This is a genomic window from Pantoea sp. Ap-870, assembly GCF_011752515.1.
GTDB lineage: Bacteria > Pseudomonadota > Gammaproteobacteria > Enterobacterales > Enterobacteriaceae > Pantoea > Pantoea dispersa.
Genome location: NZ_VWXG01000001.1, coordinates 28,688 through 46,105, shown reverse-complemented (window position 1 = coordinate 46,105; position 17,418 = coordinate 28,688). Strand labels below are relative to the sequence as shown.

Genomic DNA, 17,418 nt, shown 5'->3' with positions numbered 1-17,418 from the left:
GAGAGAACAGCGTCAGTGCGCCGCCGGGCGGCAGTGCTGGTCCCAGAGATCGTTGTGGTTGTTGATGGCGCGCACGGTGCGAATGTCCATGCGTTCGGCGTCATTGCCGTGGGTGTAAATCGGGGAAAATAACGAACAGGCGGAGTCGATAACGACGGGCGCCTCAGGGTTGGTGGTATTTCGACTGCTGCAGCTTGTCACGAGCAGCAGCGTCATTAAGATTACCGTTGCGGGTTTCCACACGTCTGGCCTCCTCACGCAGCTGTTGCTGCTGCTGATTAACTTCAACCGCCTGCGCGGCGGTCTTTTCGGCCTGCGCAACATCAGCTTTCGCCTGCTGCTGCACCTTGCCGATTTTTTTGCCGCCGGCGTAGCTGGCAATCAGCGCGGCAATCACGCCGCCAATTGCCGCCAGCCAGTGCCAGCTGCCGGCAAGCTGAGAAAGAAGAAAGCTCATGGTTTGTCCTCCAGCGTTTTTCTCTGCTCCACCAGGTTCTTCTGACGCACGAACTGCGCCAGTACGCCCATCGCCACCATGAAGGCGCCGATCAGGCCGAGATAGTTGTGCGGCAGGATCTCTTTGATATCCGCCGGCAGCGCGTTCCATGCATCCAGCGCTGACGAGGGAAACGACTGCACCCAGGCGCTGAGCATCGAACCCAGCGACGCCAGCCACACCGACCAGGTTTTAAACAGCAGGCGCGCGTGTTTAACAAACTCCAGCGTGGTGAAGCGCTGCAGCAACAGCAGCAGGATGATGGCCGCCAGCACGGCGATAATGAACAACAGCCAGCGCATGTTCATAACAGCCCCCTGTAGATGTCGTAGGTGCCCGTGCGCATCACTTCGGCATGACGCCGGGCGCGCCCCGCAGTTTGCCGCGCCCACAGGCTATCGAGCATGGCGTTCGCCGCCGCGTCGAAATCGCGTTGCGTCACTGCGGTGAGCATGCCGCGAAACAGCGCCAGACCGTCGACGCCCATCTGGTAGGCCATGCTGATCAGCACATCGCTGCGCGCTTCATTGCATTGACTCAGTGCCTGCTGCAGCAGCGCGCGCTGCTGCATCTCCTGCACCTTGCCCTCAACGATGCACTGCTTCCACACGTCACCAACGCGGCGCGGCACGCGGAAGATATAGTGGCTGAGCGACGCGCCTTTCGGCCCGATGCGAATACCGCCCGCAACGGTGGGAAACCCCTGGGTGTCGAGGTAAGGCGCTTCGCGGTATCCCTCTTCGAAATTCAAAATGGCAATGATTTGGCTCATAACGGTTCCTCTTTGACGGGCGCAACGGCATGAAAAGCTGCGCAAATAACCACAACACATAAACCTCGCTGATCGGTTGCGCCGGGCGACAGGCAGCCGTTAAGCGCAACGCTCAAGCGCAACTAAACAGTGAGGAAAGGTGAAACGTTCCGTTCAGAACTGGGAAAACAGCAGAGAATTAACGCACGGCGTACAGATGAACGTGGGGCAAACAGCAGTTATCAAAGCTGGGGTTGTCGTTGCAGGGCCGCGTGGGCGCCAGTACTGCGCGGTCTACCCGGGAGCGGATTTCCCGCTGGCAGATGCGCTCGGCGGTGCGCAGGGTGATCTCATCACACTCCAGGCCCAGGGCACTGTCGATGCTGCGCTTCAGGCGGCTGAGCGGCTGACGCCGCCGGTGGCGACGGGTGCGCGCGTTTCCGCTAAAGACTGATTTGCCATATTGAATAATCGCCATAACTCCTCCTGTGAATGAGTCTTTGGCGATGGGGTGGTGAGCACGGCGATTCGGCACAGACCGGGACGTCCGTGGCCCCTCTGCAATCACCCGCAACTGGCTTGCCCGGCCGTAAAAAACGGCCAGGTATAAGCAGAGGAGAGTGAAAGCAGAGGACAACTGACGACGCTGCTAAGTGCGTATCCACCCCATCCCAAAATTCACTGACTTTGGGTGGGTTGTCTCGCGCTTGTGCAGCGCCTCAATTGTTTAAGAGCGGGCTCGTCCGGGAGCAGAGATGTCGTCCATCTATGGTCAAATTATTAACAGGTTCTAATGCATTGGCAAACACTGACAGTTAATTTTTTATTTACCGACAGTTAAATTTTTGATTTCAGCCGGATTATTTTTTTTGCCGGTTAACGCACTGCTGCTCAGCCCAGAATCTGATAGTCACGCGCCTGGCTCATGATGACGCGGGCAATCACCTGCAGCGACGCCGCTTCGTCCAGCGTCAGATACCAGGTCTCGTAGCGTTTGTTGTCGGAGATCACCGCCACCTTCTTGTGCTGTAACTGCAGCCGCTTGAGGTAGAGCTGGTTGTCGAGATTGAACAGATAGATGCCGTCACCGTCGAAGCGGTGCACGCTGATATCAACGAACAGCTGATCGCGCGGAGCAAAAGTCCCGGCCATGGAGTCACTGTTCAGGGCAATCAGCCGGATATTTTCGGCCGGGCGGCCGTTAAACAGCACGCGCGCCTCATCCAGACCGTATTCAATTGCCTGAATGGTCTCGACCAGTTCGTCGCGCGCGACAATACCCTGTGCGCTGCGTTGCCCGATGTCCAGGCTTTCGACGCGGAACATGTGCTGCGGATCGATCAGGCGCTGACGGGCAAGCGCCACATCCGGTTTTTCCATGCCGAACTGTAGCCACTCCACGCGCACGCCTAACAGCTGGCTGAGCGCCAGCAGATTACTGTCATCCGGAATGGATTGCGCGTTAAACCATTTCCATACCCCTGGAGTTGAGATCCTGCATCCCCGTTGTTGCAGTGCCTGAGCGACCTGTTTGTTCCGTCCATGTCCGACAATTCCCGCGCTCTCGCATGCGGCAATCAGCCTGGCAGTAAAAGCTTGTCTCGTACTCTCTTTTTTAACCATCAGTTAATAGTCTGCCATCAGTAAAAGACTGAATGTTATTTTCATTTTTGCTACCAGTTCATTTTATATTACCGCTAGTTTACTACCCAACCGCTTTTATCAATAAAGCTGGACGATCATTATCCTCTTCGCCCTGGTGGAAACCAGTAATGAATCTCTGACAGCTTGTTCTGACAGGGGTTTTCAGGATTGTTCTGTAACGCTGAGACCAGCACCCACAGCAAAAAATGGGCGAAAAGCCGCAGGCGCGCCACAGATGACAGGAATAAAACGAAAAGCTCTGGAAATAACTGGATCGAAAGCGATCAAAAAGGGCACCGCGTCAGGTGCCCATTATGATGCCGGAGAGAAAACTAACGGCGCAGGGTATCGTCGCCCCAGCCAATCCATTTGTAGGTGGTGAGCGCTTCGAGGCCCATCGGACCGCGCGCATGCAGTTTCTGCGTACTGACCGCCACTTCAGCGCCGAGACCGAACTGGCCGCCGTCGGTAAAGCGGGTGCTGGCGTTGACGTACACTGCCGATGAGTCGACCTGATTCACGAAGCGATTGGCGTTGCCAATACTGCGCGTCAGAATGCCGTCGGAGTGCTGGGTGCCGTGCGCGCGGATGTGCGCGACCGCTTCATCGAGGTCCGCCACCAGCTTGACGTTCAGATCGTTCGACAGCCACTCATCGTCGTATTGGTGCATCTGCACCGCCACCACGCTGGCCGGCCCCTGCTGCAGCAGCGCCAGCGCGTTTTCGTCGGCGTGCAGCGCAATGTTCTCCTGCGCCATACGCTGCAGAAACGCCGGAATGAAACGCTCAGCCTGACCGCGATGAATCAGCAGGGTTTCCAGCGAGTTACAGGCGCTGGGACGCTGCTTCTTGGCGTTAACAATCACCTCCAGCGCGGCGTCCGTCTCCATGGTTTCGTCGAGATAGAGATGGCACACGCCGATACCGCCGGTGATCACCGGAATGGTGGAATTTTCGCGACACAGCTTGTGCAGCCCGGCGCCGCCACGCGGGATCAGCATGTCAACGTAGCGATCGAGCTTCAGCAGCTGATTCACCAGTTCGCGATCCGGGTTCTCAATCGCCTGCACCGCTGCTGCCGGTAAATCATGCTTGATGAGCGCGTTCTGGATCACCCGCACCGTGGCGGCGTTGGTGCGCCAGGTCTCTTTGCCGCCGCGCAGAATCGCCGCGTTGCCGGTTTTCAGACACAGTGACGCCACGTCGACCGTGACGTTCGGGCGCGCTTCGTAGATCACCCCGATCACGCCGAGCGGCACGCGACGTCGTTCAATGCGCAGGCCGCTGTCGAGCAACCCGCCGTCGATCAGCTGGCCAACCGGATCGGCCAGACGGCACACCTGGCGCACGTCATCCGCGATGCCTTTCAGGCGCTGCGGGTTGAGCGTCAGACGATCGAGCAGCGCCGCACTCATGCCGTTAGTGCGCGCATCGGCCAGATCCTGCTGGTTAGCCGCCAGAATGTCGGCGCTTTCCGCTTCCAGCCGATCGGCGATGGTCAGCAGTACCTGATTTTTTTGTTCGGTGGAGAGCTCCGCCAGTTTGTACGACGCCTCACGCGCCGCTTTACCCATCTGTTCTAACATCATCCGCTCCTTAACTGACGATCATATCGTCGCGGTGCACCGCAACCGGGCCATATTCGTAACCGAGGATCTCACCAATCTCCTGACTGTGATGACCGGCGATCATGCGCATCGCATCGCTGTTGTAGCGCGTGACGCCGTGGGCGATATCGCGCCCCTGCAGGTTACGAATGCGGATCACTTCGCCGCGCGAGAAATTGCCCTGCACGTCACGGACGCCTTTCGGCAGCAGCGAACTGCCGCGCTCCAGCACCGCCGCCAGCGCGCCGTCGTCTATGGTGATCTCGCCCGCCGGTGGTGCGCCGAAGATCCAGCGCTTGCGGTTTTCCAGCGGTGACTGCTGCGCGTGGAAGCGCGTCCCCACCGGTTTGCCGTGCAGCACATCCCCGATTACATCCGGGCGGCTGCCGGCCGCAATAATCACGTCAATGCCGGCGCGACAGGCAACATCCGCCGCCTGCAGTTTGGTGGCCATGCCGCCGGTGCCGAGACCGGAGACGCTGCCGCCAGCCAGCGTGCGCAGCGCATCATCAATCTGATGCACATCGCTGATCAGTTCTGCCTCGGGATTGGTGCGCGGATCGGCGGTAAACAGACCTGGCTGATCGGTCAGCAGCAGCAGTTTATCGGCACCGCCGAGCATCGCCGCCAGCGCGGACAGGTTGTCATTGTCACCCACCTTGATTTCCGCGGTTGCCACCGCGTCGTTCTCGTTAATGACCGGCACGATATGGTTGTCGAGCAGCGCGCGCAGCATATCGCGCGCGTAGAGGAAGCGTTCACGATCTTCCATGTCGGCGCGTGTCAGCAGCATCTGCCCGATATGGATACCGTAGATGGAGAACAGCTGCTCCCACAGCTGGATTAAACGGCTCTGCCCCACCGCAGCCAGCAGCTGCTTTGAGGCGATGGTCGGTGGCAGTTCCGGGTAACCAAGGTGTTCGCGACCGGCGGCAATCGCGCCTGAGGTGACGATGATAATGCGATGACCGGCGGCGTGCAGTTGTGCACACTGCCGAACCAGCTCCACCATATGCGCCCGGTTCAGCCGGCGCGATCCGCCGGTGAGGACGCTGGTACCCAATTTGACCACCAGGGTCTGACTGCCACTCATGTTTTTCCTGCCATGTAAGAAAAAAATCTGCGAAGGGACGTTTTAACAGGAGTCAGCAAGGAAGCCAACAGCGGCAAGGGGAAAAGCACAAAAAACGCCTGACAAGCGGGTAGACCAAAAGTTCGCGATTAACAAGAAATCAGAAAAAATGTCATAAAACCTTCATTGCCAGCCGGTAAAACGTCCCGTGTTTTACAAACCTTTTCACGGGTACAACAAATTTTACTCATTGGGATTGATAGCAAAATGAAGAAAAGCACACTGGCACTCATCGTTTCCGCGCTGGCTCTGGCCTCAACCGCACAAGCCGCAGAAGTTTATAACAAAGACGGTAACAAACTGGATCTGTACGGTCGTGTGAAAGGCATGCACTACTTCAGCGACAACGCAGCCGCTGACGGCGACAAAACTTACATCCGTCTGGGCTTCAAAGGGCAGACGCAGATTAACGACCTGATGACCGGCTACGGTCAGTGGGAATATCAGTTCCAGGGTAACCGCGCAGAAACCAACACCGACGCTAACATCGGTAACAAAACCCGTCTGGGCTTTGCCGGTCTGAAGTTTGGTAACTACGGCTCTGTTGATTACGGTCGTAACTACGGCGTGGTTTACGATGTGCTGGCATGGACCGACGTGCTGCCAGAGTTCGGTGGCGACAGCGCCTACACCGACACCTACATGCTGGGCCGTACTTCTGGCGTCGCCACTTACCGCAACAGCAATTTCTTCGGTCTGGTGGATGGCCTGCGTTTCGCGGTGCAGTATCAGGGCAAGAACGATTCCACCAGCGCCAACGGCCGTTCAGAGATTCCTAAGCAGAACGGCGACGGTTACGGTGCGTCACTGGGTTACACCCTCGGCGATAGCGGTGTCAGCCTGATGAGTGCGATCTCCTCTGCTGACCGTACCAACTCGCAGGACGTGGCGACCCGTCTGGGCCGTGGTGACAAAGCGGAAGCCTGGGGCGCGGGCATCAAATATGACGCGAACAGCATTTACCTGGCATCGACCTACTCTGAAACCCGTAACATGACGCCAATCACGGGCGGCGTGGCGAATAAAACGCAGAACTTTGAAGTGGTTGCGCAGTATCAGTTCGACTTCGGTCTGCGTCCATCGCTGGGCTACGTGCAGAGCAAAGGCAAAGACATTGAAGGCATTGGCGATGCGGACATCGTGAAATATGTCGACGTGGCGATGACGTACTACTTCAACAAAAACATGTCGGCCATGGTTGACTACAAAATCAACCAGCTGGATGACAACAACCCGCTGGGCATCAACAGCGATGACGTGGTGGCGGTCGGTCTGACCTACCAGTTCTAAGCTTCAGCATTACCCTGTCTGTGTCTGTAAAAAAAGAGCCGGCTCATCACCGGCTCTTTCTTATTCAGGTCTGACTCAGGTTCAGGCGCTGAGTTTAACCGGCTCTTCTTTGAACCCCGCCGCGGGCCTGAGATCAAGCTTAAACTCATGCAGCGTGGCTTTCAGGCGCTCGTGGAAATTACGCAGCGTGCTCTCCACTTTCTCATTGTTCTCTTTGCCCTTGATCGCGGCCACGCTCCAGTCGCCGTCTTTATCAAACAGGCCGAAGTGGTATTCGTAGGTGAAGTGATCTTCATAGGCGTTCAGCGTCATCCACCAGCCCCAGAACTCGCGGCTTTCCGGCGCCGGTTTGACGTTGACGCACGCTGCCAGGCAATCAAAGAAGAAACGCGTCTCTTCACACTGTCCTTCACGGATGTACGGCCCCAATTCGGTGAAGCGCTTAAGCAGGCGACTACGGGGGTGACCACTCGGTAACGTCATGCTAACTCTCTCCCTCAAATAAACCGTATAAAACGCAGCGCGGCGGCAAAACGCCACCGCACGTATTTTCCCGAAGATAAGTTGTAGCAGAGTCTGCGTATTTCGCCAGTTAGCGCTGCAACTGTTTTGCCAGCCAGTCGCAAATTTGATTGAGCGCCTTGTCAAAGCTGGCAAACACTGGCGTGGCAGGAATCGCCAGCGCCTTGCCCTGCGCTGAGGAGTTGACGATCAGCTGCGCCTCCTCTTCCGGGCTGAACAGATCGTTGGGCCAGTAAGCGGCCAGCATCGGCACCGGCGTCCGGCGACCCAGCAGGCCCTGCACTTTAAGCGAATAGCGGTTGAGCTCGATGCGCAGATTGCTATCGGAGGTCGACGACATGCCCAGCCGGCTGGCCAGCATGTCCATATACATATCAGGCAGCTGCTGCTGGCGCTGCGCATCGACAAACACGTGATGCACCATCGGCCCGAGCGACGCCACCGCGCGCAGACGCGGCACCTCAAGGTAAGCCAGCCGCGTCGCCACGTTGGCGCCAAAGCGGTAACCGAACAGCGCCACGCGCGTGTGGTCAATCCACGGCACGTTGCTCAGCTCGCGCAGCACCTGCTGATGCAGCTGGCTGGTGTCCTGATTGAGCGTCCATTTGCTGCTGAAACCCACCGACGGCATATCCAGCGTCAGCATGGCGATGCCGCGCGGTGCCAGATAATCGTGAAACAGCCGGTAATGGTCGCTCTGCAGCGAGTCGAGACCGCCGCACAGCAGCACGGTGGGATACGGCGCGCTGGCCTGCGCCGGCATATGCAGGAAGCCGGTGACCGGACTGCCGCCGCTGATGGGAAAGGTCAGGGATTTAAGCTCGCCCGGCAGGCGCTGGGTGGCTTCTTCATAAGCGCGATTCGCCAGCACCTGTGCCTGATCCGCCAGCTCATCGCCTTTAATGTAGGGATACGCGGCCAGGCTGTAGAGACTGGCGGCATGCAGCCACTGCTGGCCGGCCTCATCGTGATCGGCGTTCTGCATCGCGCGCTGCTGCCACAGCGCCGCCTGCTTCGACCACTCATAGTTCCAGTTGCCGCCGCGATAGCCAATTACCGTGTCCAGCAGCGTTTTGTCGGTGTGTTCAAACTTACTGACGGCAATGCGCGCCAGCACTTCACTGATCTCCTGCGGTGCCAGGCCACGCCACGTCCACAGCAGCTTATTCAGCATGCGATACCAGCCGCGCTGGGTATCGCCTTCCAGGGCATTGTGCACCTGCGCCGTCTGGTGGTGCTGGCGATGCACCAGCGAGGAGGTTTCCGGGTGTTTGAAGCGGGGTTTGAACAGTTCTTCGCTGAGATTTTTCTCGGCCATCTTAAGCTTCTCCTGCGGCAGTCGCATAGATGGCTAAGAGTGTACTGCACCCGCCGCACGGGCGCGAGGCGCAGAAAGCACAACGCCCGGCATAACCGGGCGTTGTTTGCGTTGCATCAATCAGCTTTTTACAATCGGCGGAATGTACACCACGCCCATGTCCCACGGCTGCTCGATCCAGGTGTTCTGCGGAATATCGACAATGTAGTCGTCCACCAGCGCGCGGCCGGCCGGCTTAGCGAAGATGGTGCAGAAACGCGCTTTTGGATACATATCACGAATCGCCTGCGCGGTACCGCCGGTATCCACCAGATCGTCGATGACCACAAAACCTTCACCGTCGCCTTCTGCGCGCTTCAGCACTTTCATTTCACGCTGGTGATCGTGATCGTAGCTGGAGATGCACACGGTATCGACGTAGCGAATCCCCAGTTCACGCGCCAGCAGCGATGCCGGAACCAGACCACCGCGGCTGACCGCGATGATGCCTTTCCACTGTTCCACAGGAAGCAGGCGCTGGGCCAGTTTACGGGCATGAATCTGCAGCATGTCCCAGGTAACGACGTATTTTTCGCTCATAAAAGGAATCCCGGCCAATGAGATTGGCTTAAAAATATGCAAGGGGGAAAAGGTTGCGCGAGATTATAAGGATCTGACGCGTTAAAAACCAGCACCCGTCACATCGGTTGCAGGTTTTTAGCGCGCCCGATGGCGCACCCGGCAGGAAACAGTGATATTCTCTGGCCCATCACGTCAGATGTGCTGACGGCGATCTTTCACTGGAAACCCGCGTGCGAGCGGTATGTCCGCCGCGCTGACACAGGAGACGCGTTGTGTCTGAATTGTCTCAACTTTCCCCGCAGCCGCTGTGGGATATCTTCGCAAAAATCTGCTCGATTCCGCACCCTTCTTACCATGAAGAAGCGCTGGCCGAATACGTTGTTGGCTGGGCTAAAGAGCAAGGTTTCTGGGTTGAACGCGATCAGGTCGGCAATATCCTGATTCGTAAACCTGCTACCGCAGGCATGGAAAACCGTACTCCGGTGGCGCTGCAGGCGCACCTCGATATGGTGCCGCAGAAGAACAATGACACGGTACACGACTTCACCAAAGACCCGATTCAGCCGTACGTTGATGGCGAGTGGGTGAAAGCGCGCGGCACCACGCTGGGTGCGGATAACGGTATCGGTATGGCCTCTGCGCTGGCGGTGCTGGCTGACAACAGCCTGACCCACGGTCCGCTGGAAGTGCTGCTGACCATGACCGAAGAGTCGGGCATGGACGGCGCCTTTGGTCTGCAACCAAACTGGCTGCAGGCGGACATCCTGATCAACACCGACTCGGAAGAGGAAGGTGAGATCTACATGGGCTGCGCCGGTGGTATCGACTTTATCACTACCCTGCCACTGAGCCGCGAGGCCGTGCCTGCCGGATTCGAAACCCTGAAGCTGACGCTGAAAGGTTTGAAAGGCGGCCACTCCGGCGCGGACATTCATCTTGGTCTCGGCAACGCCAACAAGCTGCTGGCGCGCTTCCTTGCCGTGCACGCGGCTGAGCTGGATATCCGTCTGATTGAGTTCACCGGCGGTACGCTGCGCAATGCGATTCCGCGCGAAGCGTTCGCTACGCTGGCCATCGACAGCCATAAAGTGGATGCGCTGAAGTCTGCTGCCGCCCATTTCCAGGCCACGCTGCAGAATGAGCTGGGCAGTAAAGAGAAGAACGTCGCCGTGCTGAGCGAGCCGCTGGCGCATCAGGGCCAGGCGCTGACCGCAGACAGCCGCGATCGCTTCATCAACCTGCTGAACAGCACGCCAAACGGTGTGATTCGCAACTCGGACGTGGCAAAAGGCGTGGTGGAAACCTCGCTTAACGTCGGCGTGGTCACCATGGAGCAGGACAGCGCCGAGATCATCTGCCTGATTCGCTCGCTGATCGACACCGGTAAAGATTGGGTGGTCGAAACCCTGACTTCGCTGGGTGCGCTGGCCGGGGCGAAAACCGCGCCGAAAGGCGGTTACCCGGGCTGGCAGCCGGATGCCGACTCGCCCATCATGGCGCTGACGCGTAAGACTTATGAAGCGCTGTTTGGCAAGACGCCAAACATTCAGGTGATTCACGCCGGTCTGGAGTGCGGTCTGTTCAAAAAACCGTATCCGGACATGGACATGGTATCGATTGGGCCAACCATCACCGGTCCGCACTCGCCGGACGAGCAGGTGCACATCGACAGCGTCGGTCTGTACTGGAAACTGCTGACCGCGCTGCTGAACGTGGTGCCGGAAAAAGCGTAACGCCGTTGCGATAAAAAAAATCCTGCCCCCGGGCAGGATTTTTTATTTACGGTAACGGTGCCGCGTCAGGCGACCGCGCTGTAGCGCTCTTCCAGCGGCAGCTCAGCCATTACAACCCCAGCACCAGCTGGCGCTCCAGCTGCGGATTTACCAGCGTTACGTGCAGCCCCACCAGCCGCACACCGCGCCCGGCGCGGCGTTCGTCCCAGGCCTGACGCGCCACGGCGATCATGTCGTCTTTATTCAGCACCGGCCAGACATGCTCCTGGGTGGTGAGCTGGAAATCGTTGAACTTCAGCTTTACGCCCTGACGTGCAATCTGCTTATCCGGGCGGATCGCGCTGAGACGGCGATCGAGTTCGGCGTAGAGAAAATCAATAATCTCCAGACACTGCTCCCAGTGATGAATGTCCTCACCCAGCGTACGCTCGACGCCCAGCGATTTGCGCTCGCGCTCCACCACTACGTCACGATCGTCGATGCCGTTGCTGCGCTCCCACAGCACGCGGCCAAATTTTCCAAAGCGCTTCAGCAGCTGCGCCAGATCGGCCTGCTGTACGTCAGCGCAGGTGCGCAGCCCCATCTCTTCGAGCTTTTTGGTGGCCACTTTGCCAACGCCGGGAATCTTGCTCAGCGGCAGCGTCAGCAGAAAGTCCGGCATCGCCTGCGGCGTAATCACATACTGGCCATCTGGCTTGTTCATGTCTGAGGCGATTTTGGCGAGAAACTTGATCGGCGCAATGCCGGCGGACGCGGTCAGGCCGGTTTCGCGCAGGATATCGGCGCGAATCGCCTGCGCCATCAGCGTGGCCGATCCCTGGCACTGTTCACTGTCGGTGACATCCAGGTAGGCTTCATCCAGCGACAATGGCTCAATCAGTGGCGTATAGCGGGTAAAGATGGCGCGAATCTGCTGCGAGGCTTCTTTATAGGCATCAAAGCGGCCGGGCAGCAGTTTCAGATGGGGACAGAGGCGCAGCGCCGTGGCGGTCGGCATCGCGCTGCGCACGCCGTATTTCCGCGCCGGATAGTTGGCGGTGCTGATTACGCCGCGCTGCACGCGGCTGCCGCCGATGGCAATCGGGATATCACGTAATGAAGGATCGTCGCGCATTTCTACTGCCGCGAAAAAGCAGTCCATATCGACATGAATGATTTTGCGCATACGCCCCTCCGGATACTGGATAAGTATACAGCAGAGAAAAACAACGGCAATATTTGTGGCGCGTGCGATTAAAGTTTACAAATTTGTGGTCGTATTCCCTTTAGGATTGCACCATTTTCTCGGACTCCGGCTTGATTAAACGCCAGACAATGATAATGTTGCGCTGCGGTAGCGGATATTTCCGATAATGCAATACAGTGACGCACTGCGTCAGCGTTCCTCTTCACTTCAAGGTACACACAGAATGGGCAGAATCGCATTATTGTTTGCGATGATTCTTATGCCGCTCCTGAGCTGGGCAATGACGCCTGAGCCAATGCAGCCGCTGGCTCCGGTGAGCAAAGAGTTAAAGAAACAATTACTGGGTACACCGGTATTTATTCAGATCTTCAAGGAAGAGCGTACGCTGGAACTGTACGGCAAAATCGGTAATGAATATCGTCTGCTGGACAGCTATCGCATCTGTAACTTCTCCGGCGGCCTCGGGCCGAAACGTCGTCAGGGCGATTTTAAAAGTCCGGAAGGCTTTTATAACGTGAAGATGAATCAGCTTAAGCCGGACAGCCGTTTTTATCGCGCCATCAATACCGGATTCCCGAATCAGTACGATCGCGCCAAAGGCTATAACGGTAACTATCTGATGATTCACGGCGATTGCGTGTCCGTGGGCTGCTATGCCATGACCAACGCATCGATGGATGAGATCTTCACTTACGTGAACGCCGCGCTGCGTAACGGTCAGCAGGATGTGCAGGTCAACATCTTCCCGTTCCGCATGACCGACAGCAACATGCAGCGTCATCGTTACTCGACTTACATCAGCTTCTGGCGTGAACTGCAGCCGGGCTATGCTTACTTCGCCAAATACCACGTGCCGCCAACGGTCAACGTGACGGCAACCGGTCAGTATGCGGTGAACAACACGCCGGTCATGAGCACACCGGAAGCGGCGTCGAAATCATTCCTGGCGCTCACCCAGGTAAAATAATGCCCACTCACCTGGCACGATGCGGTTCCAGGTTTCATTACCGGTCAGCGGCTGCGTCGCAATCACCGTCACCACGTCTTTCGGCGTGGTCTGCTGCAGAAAATCAATCTCCACATCCTGATCGAGCAGCTTCGCTTTGCCAAACGGCGCGCGGCGCGTAATCCAGTACAGATTGGTTGAGCAGAAGGCCATCAGATAGCGTCCGTCAGACAGCAGCATATTGAACACGCCCTTCTGGCGCAGCTCCGTCGCCAGTTCCGCCACATAGCGAAACACCGCCGGCCAGTTGCCCGGCGTGCGCGGATAGCGCTCAGCCAGCTTATGCAGAATCCAGCAAAACGCCTTTTCGCTGTCGGTTTCGCCTACCGGACGGAAATGTCCGGTCTCCAGCTGGCGATAGCCCTTTAGCTGGCCGTTATGCGCGTAAGTCCAGTTGCGCCCCCACAGTTCGCGGGTAAACGGATGGGTATTTTCCAGTGATACCTGGCCGCGATTGGCCTGACGAATATGCGCCACCACCGAGTGCGACTTGATCGGATACTCCTGCACCAGGCGGGCAATCGGCGAGTTGTAGCTCGGCAGCGGATCTTTAAACGTGCGGCAGCCTTTATCTTCGTAAAAGGTGATGCCCCAGCCATCTTTGTGCGGCCCGGTTGCACCGCCACGCTGCACCAGACCGGTAAAACTGAAACAGATATCCGTGGGGACATTGGCGCTCATCCCGAGCAATTCGCACATAGCAACCGCCTTATCAGAACCTCCCGCGGGCGCGGGAGGAGCACGTCATCACTTAACCATCTCTTTTTCGATTAACAGCATCAGGATGTGGATCACTTTGATGTGAATCTCCTGAATGCGATCGGCATATCCAAAGTGCGGCACGCGAATTTCGATATCGGCCGTACCGGCCATTTTGCCACCGTCTTTGCCGGTCAGGGTAATCACTTTCATGCCTTTGGCGCGCGCGGCTTCTACGGCTTTGATGATGTTGGCCGAGTTACCCGAGGTGGACAGCCCCAGCAGCACATCGCCCTCGCGCCCGACCGCCTCGATGTAGCGGGAGAACACATAGTCGTAGCCAAAATCGTTGCTGACGCAGGAAAGATGGCTGACATCCGAAATGGCGATGGCCGGATAGCCAGGACGATTTTCGCGGTAGCGCCCGGTCAGCTCCTCAGCGAAGTGCATGGCATCGCAGTGCGAGCCGCCGTTGCCGCAGGAGAGCACTTTGCCACCGGCTTTGAAGCTGTCGGCCAGCAGCACGGCTGCGCGCTGAATGGCGTGAATGTTGGCTTCATCACTCAGAAACTTATTGAGCGTATCGGCGGCTTCATTGAGTTCTGAGCGAATAATGTCCTGATACATAGGGATGTCCTTTAGAGGAAAATTGACCCAGCAAGTTTAACGGAATGGGCCAGAGCCGCAAAGCGCCCGCAACAGGGAAAAGCGCGACGCCGCGCTGACGTCTAATTGCCGGCGCGATTTTGTGAGTTCGGTTGTAATTGCGATGTAAACAGATTGATAAATTTCGTGCGCTGCTCTAAACCTTATCACTAACAGGTCAGACCTCTTACAACTTACGGAGCGGTTCATTATGTTGCTTGCCTCGATCATCGCGACGCTGGTGTTAATTAGCGCCCTCTTCTACCATCAGGTTTCACTGCGGCTCAGCAGTGCGATTGTGCTGCTGTGGACCGCGGCACTGGCCGCCACCGGCCTGTGGACGCCATGGCTGCTGCTGCCGCTGGCCATTATTCTGCTGCCTTTCAACCTGCCGGCGATGCGCCGCAGCATGTTCTCTAAGCCGGCTCTGCACAGCTTCCAGAAGGTGATGCCGCCGATGTCGCGCACCGAAAAAGAGGCGATCGACGCCGGCACCACCTGGTGGGAAGGCGATCTGTTTCGCGGCAAACCGGACTGGCAGAAACTGCACAACTATCCGCAGCCGCGCCTGACCGAAGAGGAACAGGCGTTTCTGGATGGCCCGGTAGAAGAAGCCTGCCGCATGGCTAACGACTTCGAAATCACCCATGAAATGGCCGATCTGCCGCCGGAGCTGTGGGCTTACCTCAAGCAGCACCGCTTCTTTGCCATGATCATCAAAAAAGAGTACGGCGGTCTGGAGTTTTCCGCTTACGCGCAGGCTCGCGTGCTGCAGAAACTGGCAGGCGTGTCCGGAATCCTGGCGATCACCGTCGGCGTGCCGAACTCGCTGGGCCCGGGTGAACTGCTGCAGCATTACGGTACCGATGAGCAGAAAGATCACTACCTGCCACGCCTCGCGCGCGGCGATGAAATCCCCTGCTTTGCGCTGACCAGCCCGGAAGCGGGCTCCGACGCCGGCGCCATTCCGGATACCGGCGTGGTGTGCATGGGCGACTGGCAGGGCCAGCAGGTGCTGGGCATGCGCCTGACCTGGAACAAGCGCTACATTACCCTGGCGCCGATTGCTACCGTGCTCGGCCTCGCCTTTAAGCTCTCCGACCCCGATCATCTGCTGGGCGAAACCGAAGAGCTGGGTATTACCTGTGCGCTGATCCCGACCCATACGCCAGGCGTTGAGATTGGCAGACGTCACTTCCCGCTGAACGTGCCGTTCCAGAACGGGCCGACGCGCGGCAAAGATATCTTTGTGCCGATCGATTACATCATCGGCGGTCCGGCGATGGCCGGTCAGGGCTGGCGCATGCTGGTTGAGTGCCTGTCGGTAGGACGCGGCATTACTCTGCCGTCTAACGCCACCGGCAGCCTGAAAAGCCTGGCGCTGGCGACCGGCGCCTACGCGCACATTCGCCGCCAGTTCAAAGTCTCTATCGGTAAGATGGAAGGGATTGAGGAGCCGCTGGCGCGCATCGCCGGTAACGCTTACGTGATGGACGCGGCGGCGACGCTGATCACCAGCGGCATTATGCTGGGCGAAAAACCGGCGGTGCTGTCAGCGATTGTAAAATACCACTGCACCCATCGCGGCCAGCGCGCCATCATTGATGCAATGGATATCGCCGGCGGTAAAGGCATCATGCTTGGCGAGAATAATTTTCTGGCGCGTGCCTATCAGGGTGCCCCGATCGCCATCACCGTTGAGGGCGCGAACATCCTGACGCGTAGCATGATTATCTTTGGCCAGGGCGCAATCCGCTGCCACCCGTGGGTGCTGGAAGAAATGAACGCCGCCGCGAAGAACGATCTCGTCGCCTTTGACCGCGCGCTGTTCAGCCATATCGGCCACGTCGGCAGCAATAAAGTGCGCAGCCTGTGGCTTGGCCTGACCGGCGGCCGCACCAGCGCTACGCCAACCCGTGACGCGACCCGTCGCTACTATCAGCAGCTGAATCGCCTGAGCGCCAACCTTGCGCTGCTGTCAGATGTGTCGATGGCGGTGCTGGGCGGTAGCCTGAAACGTCGCGAACGTATTTCGGCACGCCTCGGCGATGTGCTGAGCCAGATGTATCTGGCATCCGCCACGCTGAAACGCTATGACGATGAAGGCCGCAACGAGGCGGATCTGCCGCTGGTGCACTGGGGCGTGCAGGATGCGCTGCATCAGGCGGAAGTGGCGATGGACGATCTGCTGCGCAACTTCCCGAATCGCCTGGTTGCGGGTGCGCTGCGGCTGGTGATTTTCGCCGGCGGTAAACACTGCCCGGCACCGTCCGATAAACTGGATCATAAGCTGGCCAAAATGCTGCAGCTGCCGTCCGCAACCCGCACCCGTCTGGGCCGCGGCCAGTATCTGACGCCGAGTGAGCACAACCCGGCCGGTCAGCTGGAGCAGGCGCTGCAGGATGTGATGGCGGCGGAAGTGATTCACGATCGTCTGTGTCAGCAGCAGAAAAAACACTTCTCCTTCACCCGGCTGGATGCGCTGGCCCAGCGCGCGCTGAAAGAAGGCTGGATTGACGAGAGTGAAGCGAAGGTGCTGACGCGGGCCGAAGCCAGCCGGCTGAAGGCCATCAACGTGGATGATTTTGCGCCCGAGGCGCTGGCGGTGGCCAAACCGGACAGCAAACCCAAACCCAGCGCCCGCCCCAGCGAAGCGGCGTAACCGTAAAAAGCCTCCAGCCGGAGGCTTTTTTTATGGCCTGCGGCAGCGGATAAGCGCACTCAGCATCTGTGCCAGCCACGTTTAGACGTCTAAGCGTCTCGATTGCCAAGTGTTAACATCCTGTTTATAGTGGCTGCAGCACAAGGTTACTCCGCAACGACATTCG

Annotated in this window: 17 protein-coding genes; 4 read left to right on the top strand and 13 right to left on the bottom strand. The window is 58.1% G+C overall.

Annotation, left to right across the window (positions count from 1 at the left end):
- Window positions 1–163 precede the first annotated feature (163 nt).
- From F3J41_RS00245 to proB, 7 genes are all read right to left on the bottom strand, one after another.
- Window positions 164–457: a hypothetical protein gene (locus F3J41_RS00245; protein WP_166709633.1), complete on the bottom strand. Its 294-nt coding sequence runs from the start codon at window positions 455–457 to the stop codon at window positions 164–166.
- On the bottom strand, window positions 454–798 hold the full coding sequence (locus F3J41_RS00240; RefSeq protein ID WP_190286078.1) for a hypothetical protein: 345 nt from the start codon (window positions 796–798) through the stop codon (window positions 454–456). Before F3J41_RS00240 ends, F3J41_RS00245 begins: the two co-directional genes overlap by 4 nt.
- Window positions 799–800: 2 nt before the next feature.
- Window positions 801–1,268 (bottom strand): glycoside hydrolase family protein, encoded by a 468-nt coding sequence (locus F3J41_RS00235; RefSeq protein WP_059011010.1) that lies wholly within the window; start codon window positions 1,266–1,268, stop codon window positions 801–803.
- A gap of 178 nt (window positions 1,269–1,446) precedes the next feature.
- Window positions 1,447–1,725 (bottom strand): hypothetical protein, encoded by a 279-nt coding sequence (locus tag F3J41_RS00230; protein ID WP_021507273.1) that lies wholly within the window; start codon window positions 1,723–1,725, stop codon window positions 1,447–1,449.
- A 413-nt stretch (window positions 1,726–2,138) separates the two neighbouring features.
- Complete coding sequence (locus F3J41_RS23635; RefSeq protein WP_031279669.1) at window positions 2,139–2,870, bottom strand: S24 family peptidase; 732 nt, start codon at window positions 2,868–2,870, stop codon at window positions 2,139–2,141.
- A 353-nt stretch (window positions 2,871–3,223) separates the two neighbouring features.
- Complete coding sequence (gene proA / locus F3J41_RS00220; RefSeq protein WP_166710226.1) at window positions 3,224–4,477, bottom strand: glutamate-5-semialdehyde dehydrogenase; 1,254 nt, start codon at window positions 4,475–4,477, stop codon at window positions 3,224–3,226.
- A 10-nt stretch (window positions 4,478–4,487) separates the two neighbouring features.
- The gene (proB, locus tag F3J41_RS00215; protein ID WP_021507276.1) at window positions 4,488–5,591 is read right to left on the bottom strand and encodes a glutamate 5-kinase; all 1,104 of its coding nucleotides are present in this window, start codon (window positions 5,589–5,591) and stop codon (window positions 4,488–4,490) included.
- Window positions 5,592–5,837: 246 nt separating this feature from the next.
- Between proB and ompC the strand changes: the two genes are divergently transcribed.
- Window positions 5,838–6,920, top strand: coding sequence for a porin OmpC (gene ompC / locus F3J41_RS00210; protein WP_021507277.1), 1,083 nt, complete (start codon window positions 5,838–5,840; stop codon window positions 6,918–6,920).
- Window positions 6,921–7,001: 81 nt separating this feature from the next.
- Here ompC and crl read toward each other — a convergent pair whose 3' ends face one another.
- The 3 genes from crl to gpt all read right to left on the bottom strand — a co-directional run bounded on the left by crl (window position 7,002) and on the right by gpt (window position 9,339).
- On the bottom strand, window positions 7,002–7,403 hold the full coding sequence (gene crl / locus F3J41_RS00205; RefSeq protein WP_021313042.1) for a sigma factor-binding protein Crl: 402 nt from the start codon (window positions 7,401–7,403) through the stop codon (window positions 7,002–7,004).
- A 109-nt stretch (window positions 7,404–7,512) separates the two neighbouring features.
- Window positions 7,513–8,760 carry an esterase FrsA gene (frsA, locus tag F3J41_RS00200; protein WP_166709631.1) on the bottom strand — a complete coding sequence of 416 codons (1,248 nt, stop codon included), beginning with the start codon at window positions 8,758–8,760 and terminating at the stop codon, window positions 7,513–7,515.
- 120 nt (window positions 8,761–8,880) lie between these two features.
- Entirely contained in the window at window positions 8,881–9,339 is a 459-nt protein-coding gene (gene gpt / locus F3J41_RS00195) for a xanthine phosphoribosyltransferase (RefSeq protein WP_021507279.1), read from the bottom strand.
- Between the two features lie 254 nt (window positions 9,340–9,593).
- Here gpt and pepD point away from each other — a divergent pair, with 254 nt between their 5' ends.
- Complete coding sequence (gene pepD, locus F3J41_RS00190; RefSeq protein ID WP_021507280.1) at window positions 9,594–11,054, top strand: beta-Ala-His dipeptidase; 1,461 nt, start codon at window positions 9,594–9,596, stop codon at window positions 11,052–11,054.
- Window positions 11,055–11,163: 109 nt separating this feature from the next.
- On the opposite strand, the gene dinB is transcribed toward pepD, so the two are convergent.
- Window positions 11,164–12,219, bottom strand: coding sequence for a DNA polymerase IV (dinB, locus tag F3J41_RS00185; RefSeq protein WP_166709629.1), 1,056 nt, complete (start codon window positions 12,217–12,219; stop codon window positions 11,164–11,166).
- Between the two features lie 244 nt (window positions 12,220–12,463).
- On the opposite strand from dinB, the gene dpaA reads away from it, so the two are divergent.
- Entirely contained in the window at window positions 12,464–13,207 is a 744-nt protein-coding gene (gene dpaA / locus F3J41_RS00180) for a peptidoglycan meso-diaminopimelic acid protein amidase (RefSeq protein WP_058758015.1), read from the top strand.
- On the opposite strand, the gene F3J41_RS00175 is transcribed toward dpaA, so the two are convergent.
- Window positions 13,178–13,945 carry a class II glutamine amidotransferase gene (locus F3J41_RS00175; protein WP_166709626.1) on the bottom strand — a complete coding sequence of 256 codons (768 nt, stop codon included), beginning with the start codon at window positions 13,943–13,945 and terminating at the stop codon, window positions 13,178–13,180. The genes dpaA and F3J41_RS00175 overlap by 30 nt on opposite strands.
- Window positions 13,946–13,993: 48 nt before the next feature.
- Complete coding sequence (gene lpcA / locus F3J41_RS00170; RefSeq protein WP_021507284.1) at window positions 13,994–14,572, bottom strand: D-sedoheptulose 7-phosphate isomerase; 579 nt, start codon at window positions 14,570–14,572, stop codon at window positions 13,994–13,996.
- A gap of 229 nt (window positions 14,573–14,801) precedes the next feature.
- Between lpcA and fadE the strand changes: the two genes are divergently transcribed.
- On the top strand, window positions 14,802–17,252 hold the full coding sequence (fadE, locus tag F3J41_RS00165; protein WP_058776018.1) for an acyl-CoA dehydrogenase FadE: 2,451 nt from the start codon (window positions 14,802–14,804) through the stop codon (window positions 17,250–17,252).
- Window positions 17,253–17,418 lie beyond the last annotated feature (166 nt).

Bases quoted from the DNA above. Each gene is read 5' to 3' on its own strand.
- F3J41_RS00245 (WP_166709633.1), bottom strand. From the start codon at position 457: ATGAGCTTTCTTCTTTCTCAGCTTGCCGGCAGCTGGCACTGGCTGGCG.
- F3J41_RS00240 (WP_190286078.1), bottom strand. From the start codon at position 798: ATGCGCTGGCTGTTGTTCATTATCGCCGTGCTGGCGGCCATCATCCTG.
- F3J41_RS00235 (WP_059011010.1), bottom strand. From the start codon at position 1,268: ATGAGCCAAATCATTGCCATTTTGAATTTCGAAGAGGGATACCGCGAA.
- F3J41_RS00230 (WP_021507273.1), bottom strand. From the start codon at position 1,725: ATGGCGATTATTCAATATGGCAAATCAGTCTTTAGCGGAAACGCGCGC.
- F3J41_RS23635 (WP_031279669.1), bottom strand. From the start codon at position 2,870: ATGGTTAAAAAAGAGAGTACGAGACAAGCTTTTACTGCCAGGCTGATT.
- proA (WP_166710226.1), bottom strand. From the start codon at position 4,477: ATGTTAGAACAGATGGGTAAAGCGGCGCGTGAGGCGTCGTACAAACTG.
- proB (WP_021507276.1), bottom strand. From the start codon at position 5,591: ATGAGTGGCAGTCAGACCCTGGTGGTCAAATTGGGTACCAGCGTCCTC.
- ompC (WP_021507277.1), top strand. From the start codon at position 5,838: ATGAAGAAAAGCACACTGGCACTCATCGTTTCCGCGCTGGCTCTGGCC.
- crl (WP_021313042.1), bottom strand. From the start codon at position 7,403: ATGACGTTACCGAGTGGTCACCCCCGTAGTCGCCTGCTTAAGCGCTTC.
- frsA (WP_166709631.1), bottom strand. From the start codon at position 8,760: ATGGCCGAGAAAAATCTCAGCGAAGAACTGTTCAAACCCCGCTTCAAA.
- gpt (WP_021507279.1), bottom strand. From the start codon at position 9,339: ATGAGCGAAAAATACGTCGTTACCTGGGACATGCTGCAGATTCATGCC.
- dinB (WP_166709629.1), bottom strand. From the start codon at position 12,219: ATGCGCAAAATCATTCATGTCGATATGGACTGCTTTTTCGCGGCAGTA.
- dpaA (WP_058758015.1), top strand. From the start codon at position 12,464: ATGGGCAGAATCGCATTATTGTTTGCGATGATTCTTATGCCGCTCCTG.
- F3J41_RS00175 (WP_166709626.1), bottom strand. From the start codon at position 13,945: ATGTGCGAATTGCTCGGGATGAGCGCCAATGTCCCCACGGATATCTGT.
- lpcA (WP_021507284.1), bottom strand. From the start codon at position 14,572: ATGTATCAGGACATTATTCGCTCAGAACTCAATGAAGCCGCCGATACG.
- fadE (WP_058776018.1), top strand. From the start codon at position 14,802: ATGTTGCTTGCCTCGATCATCGCGACGCTGGTGTTAATTAGCGCCCTC.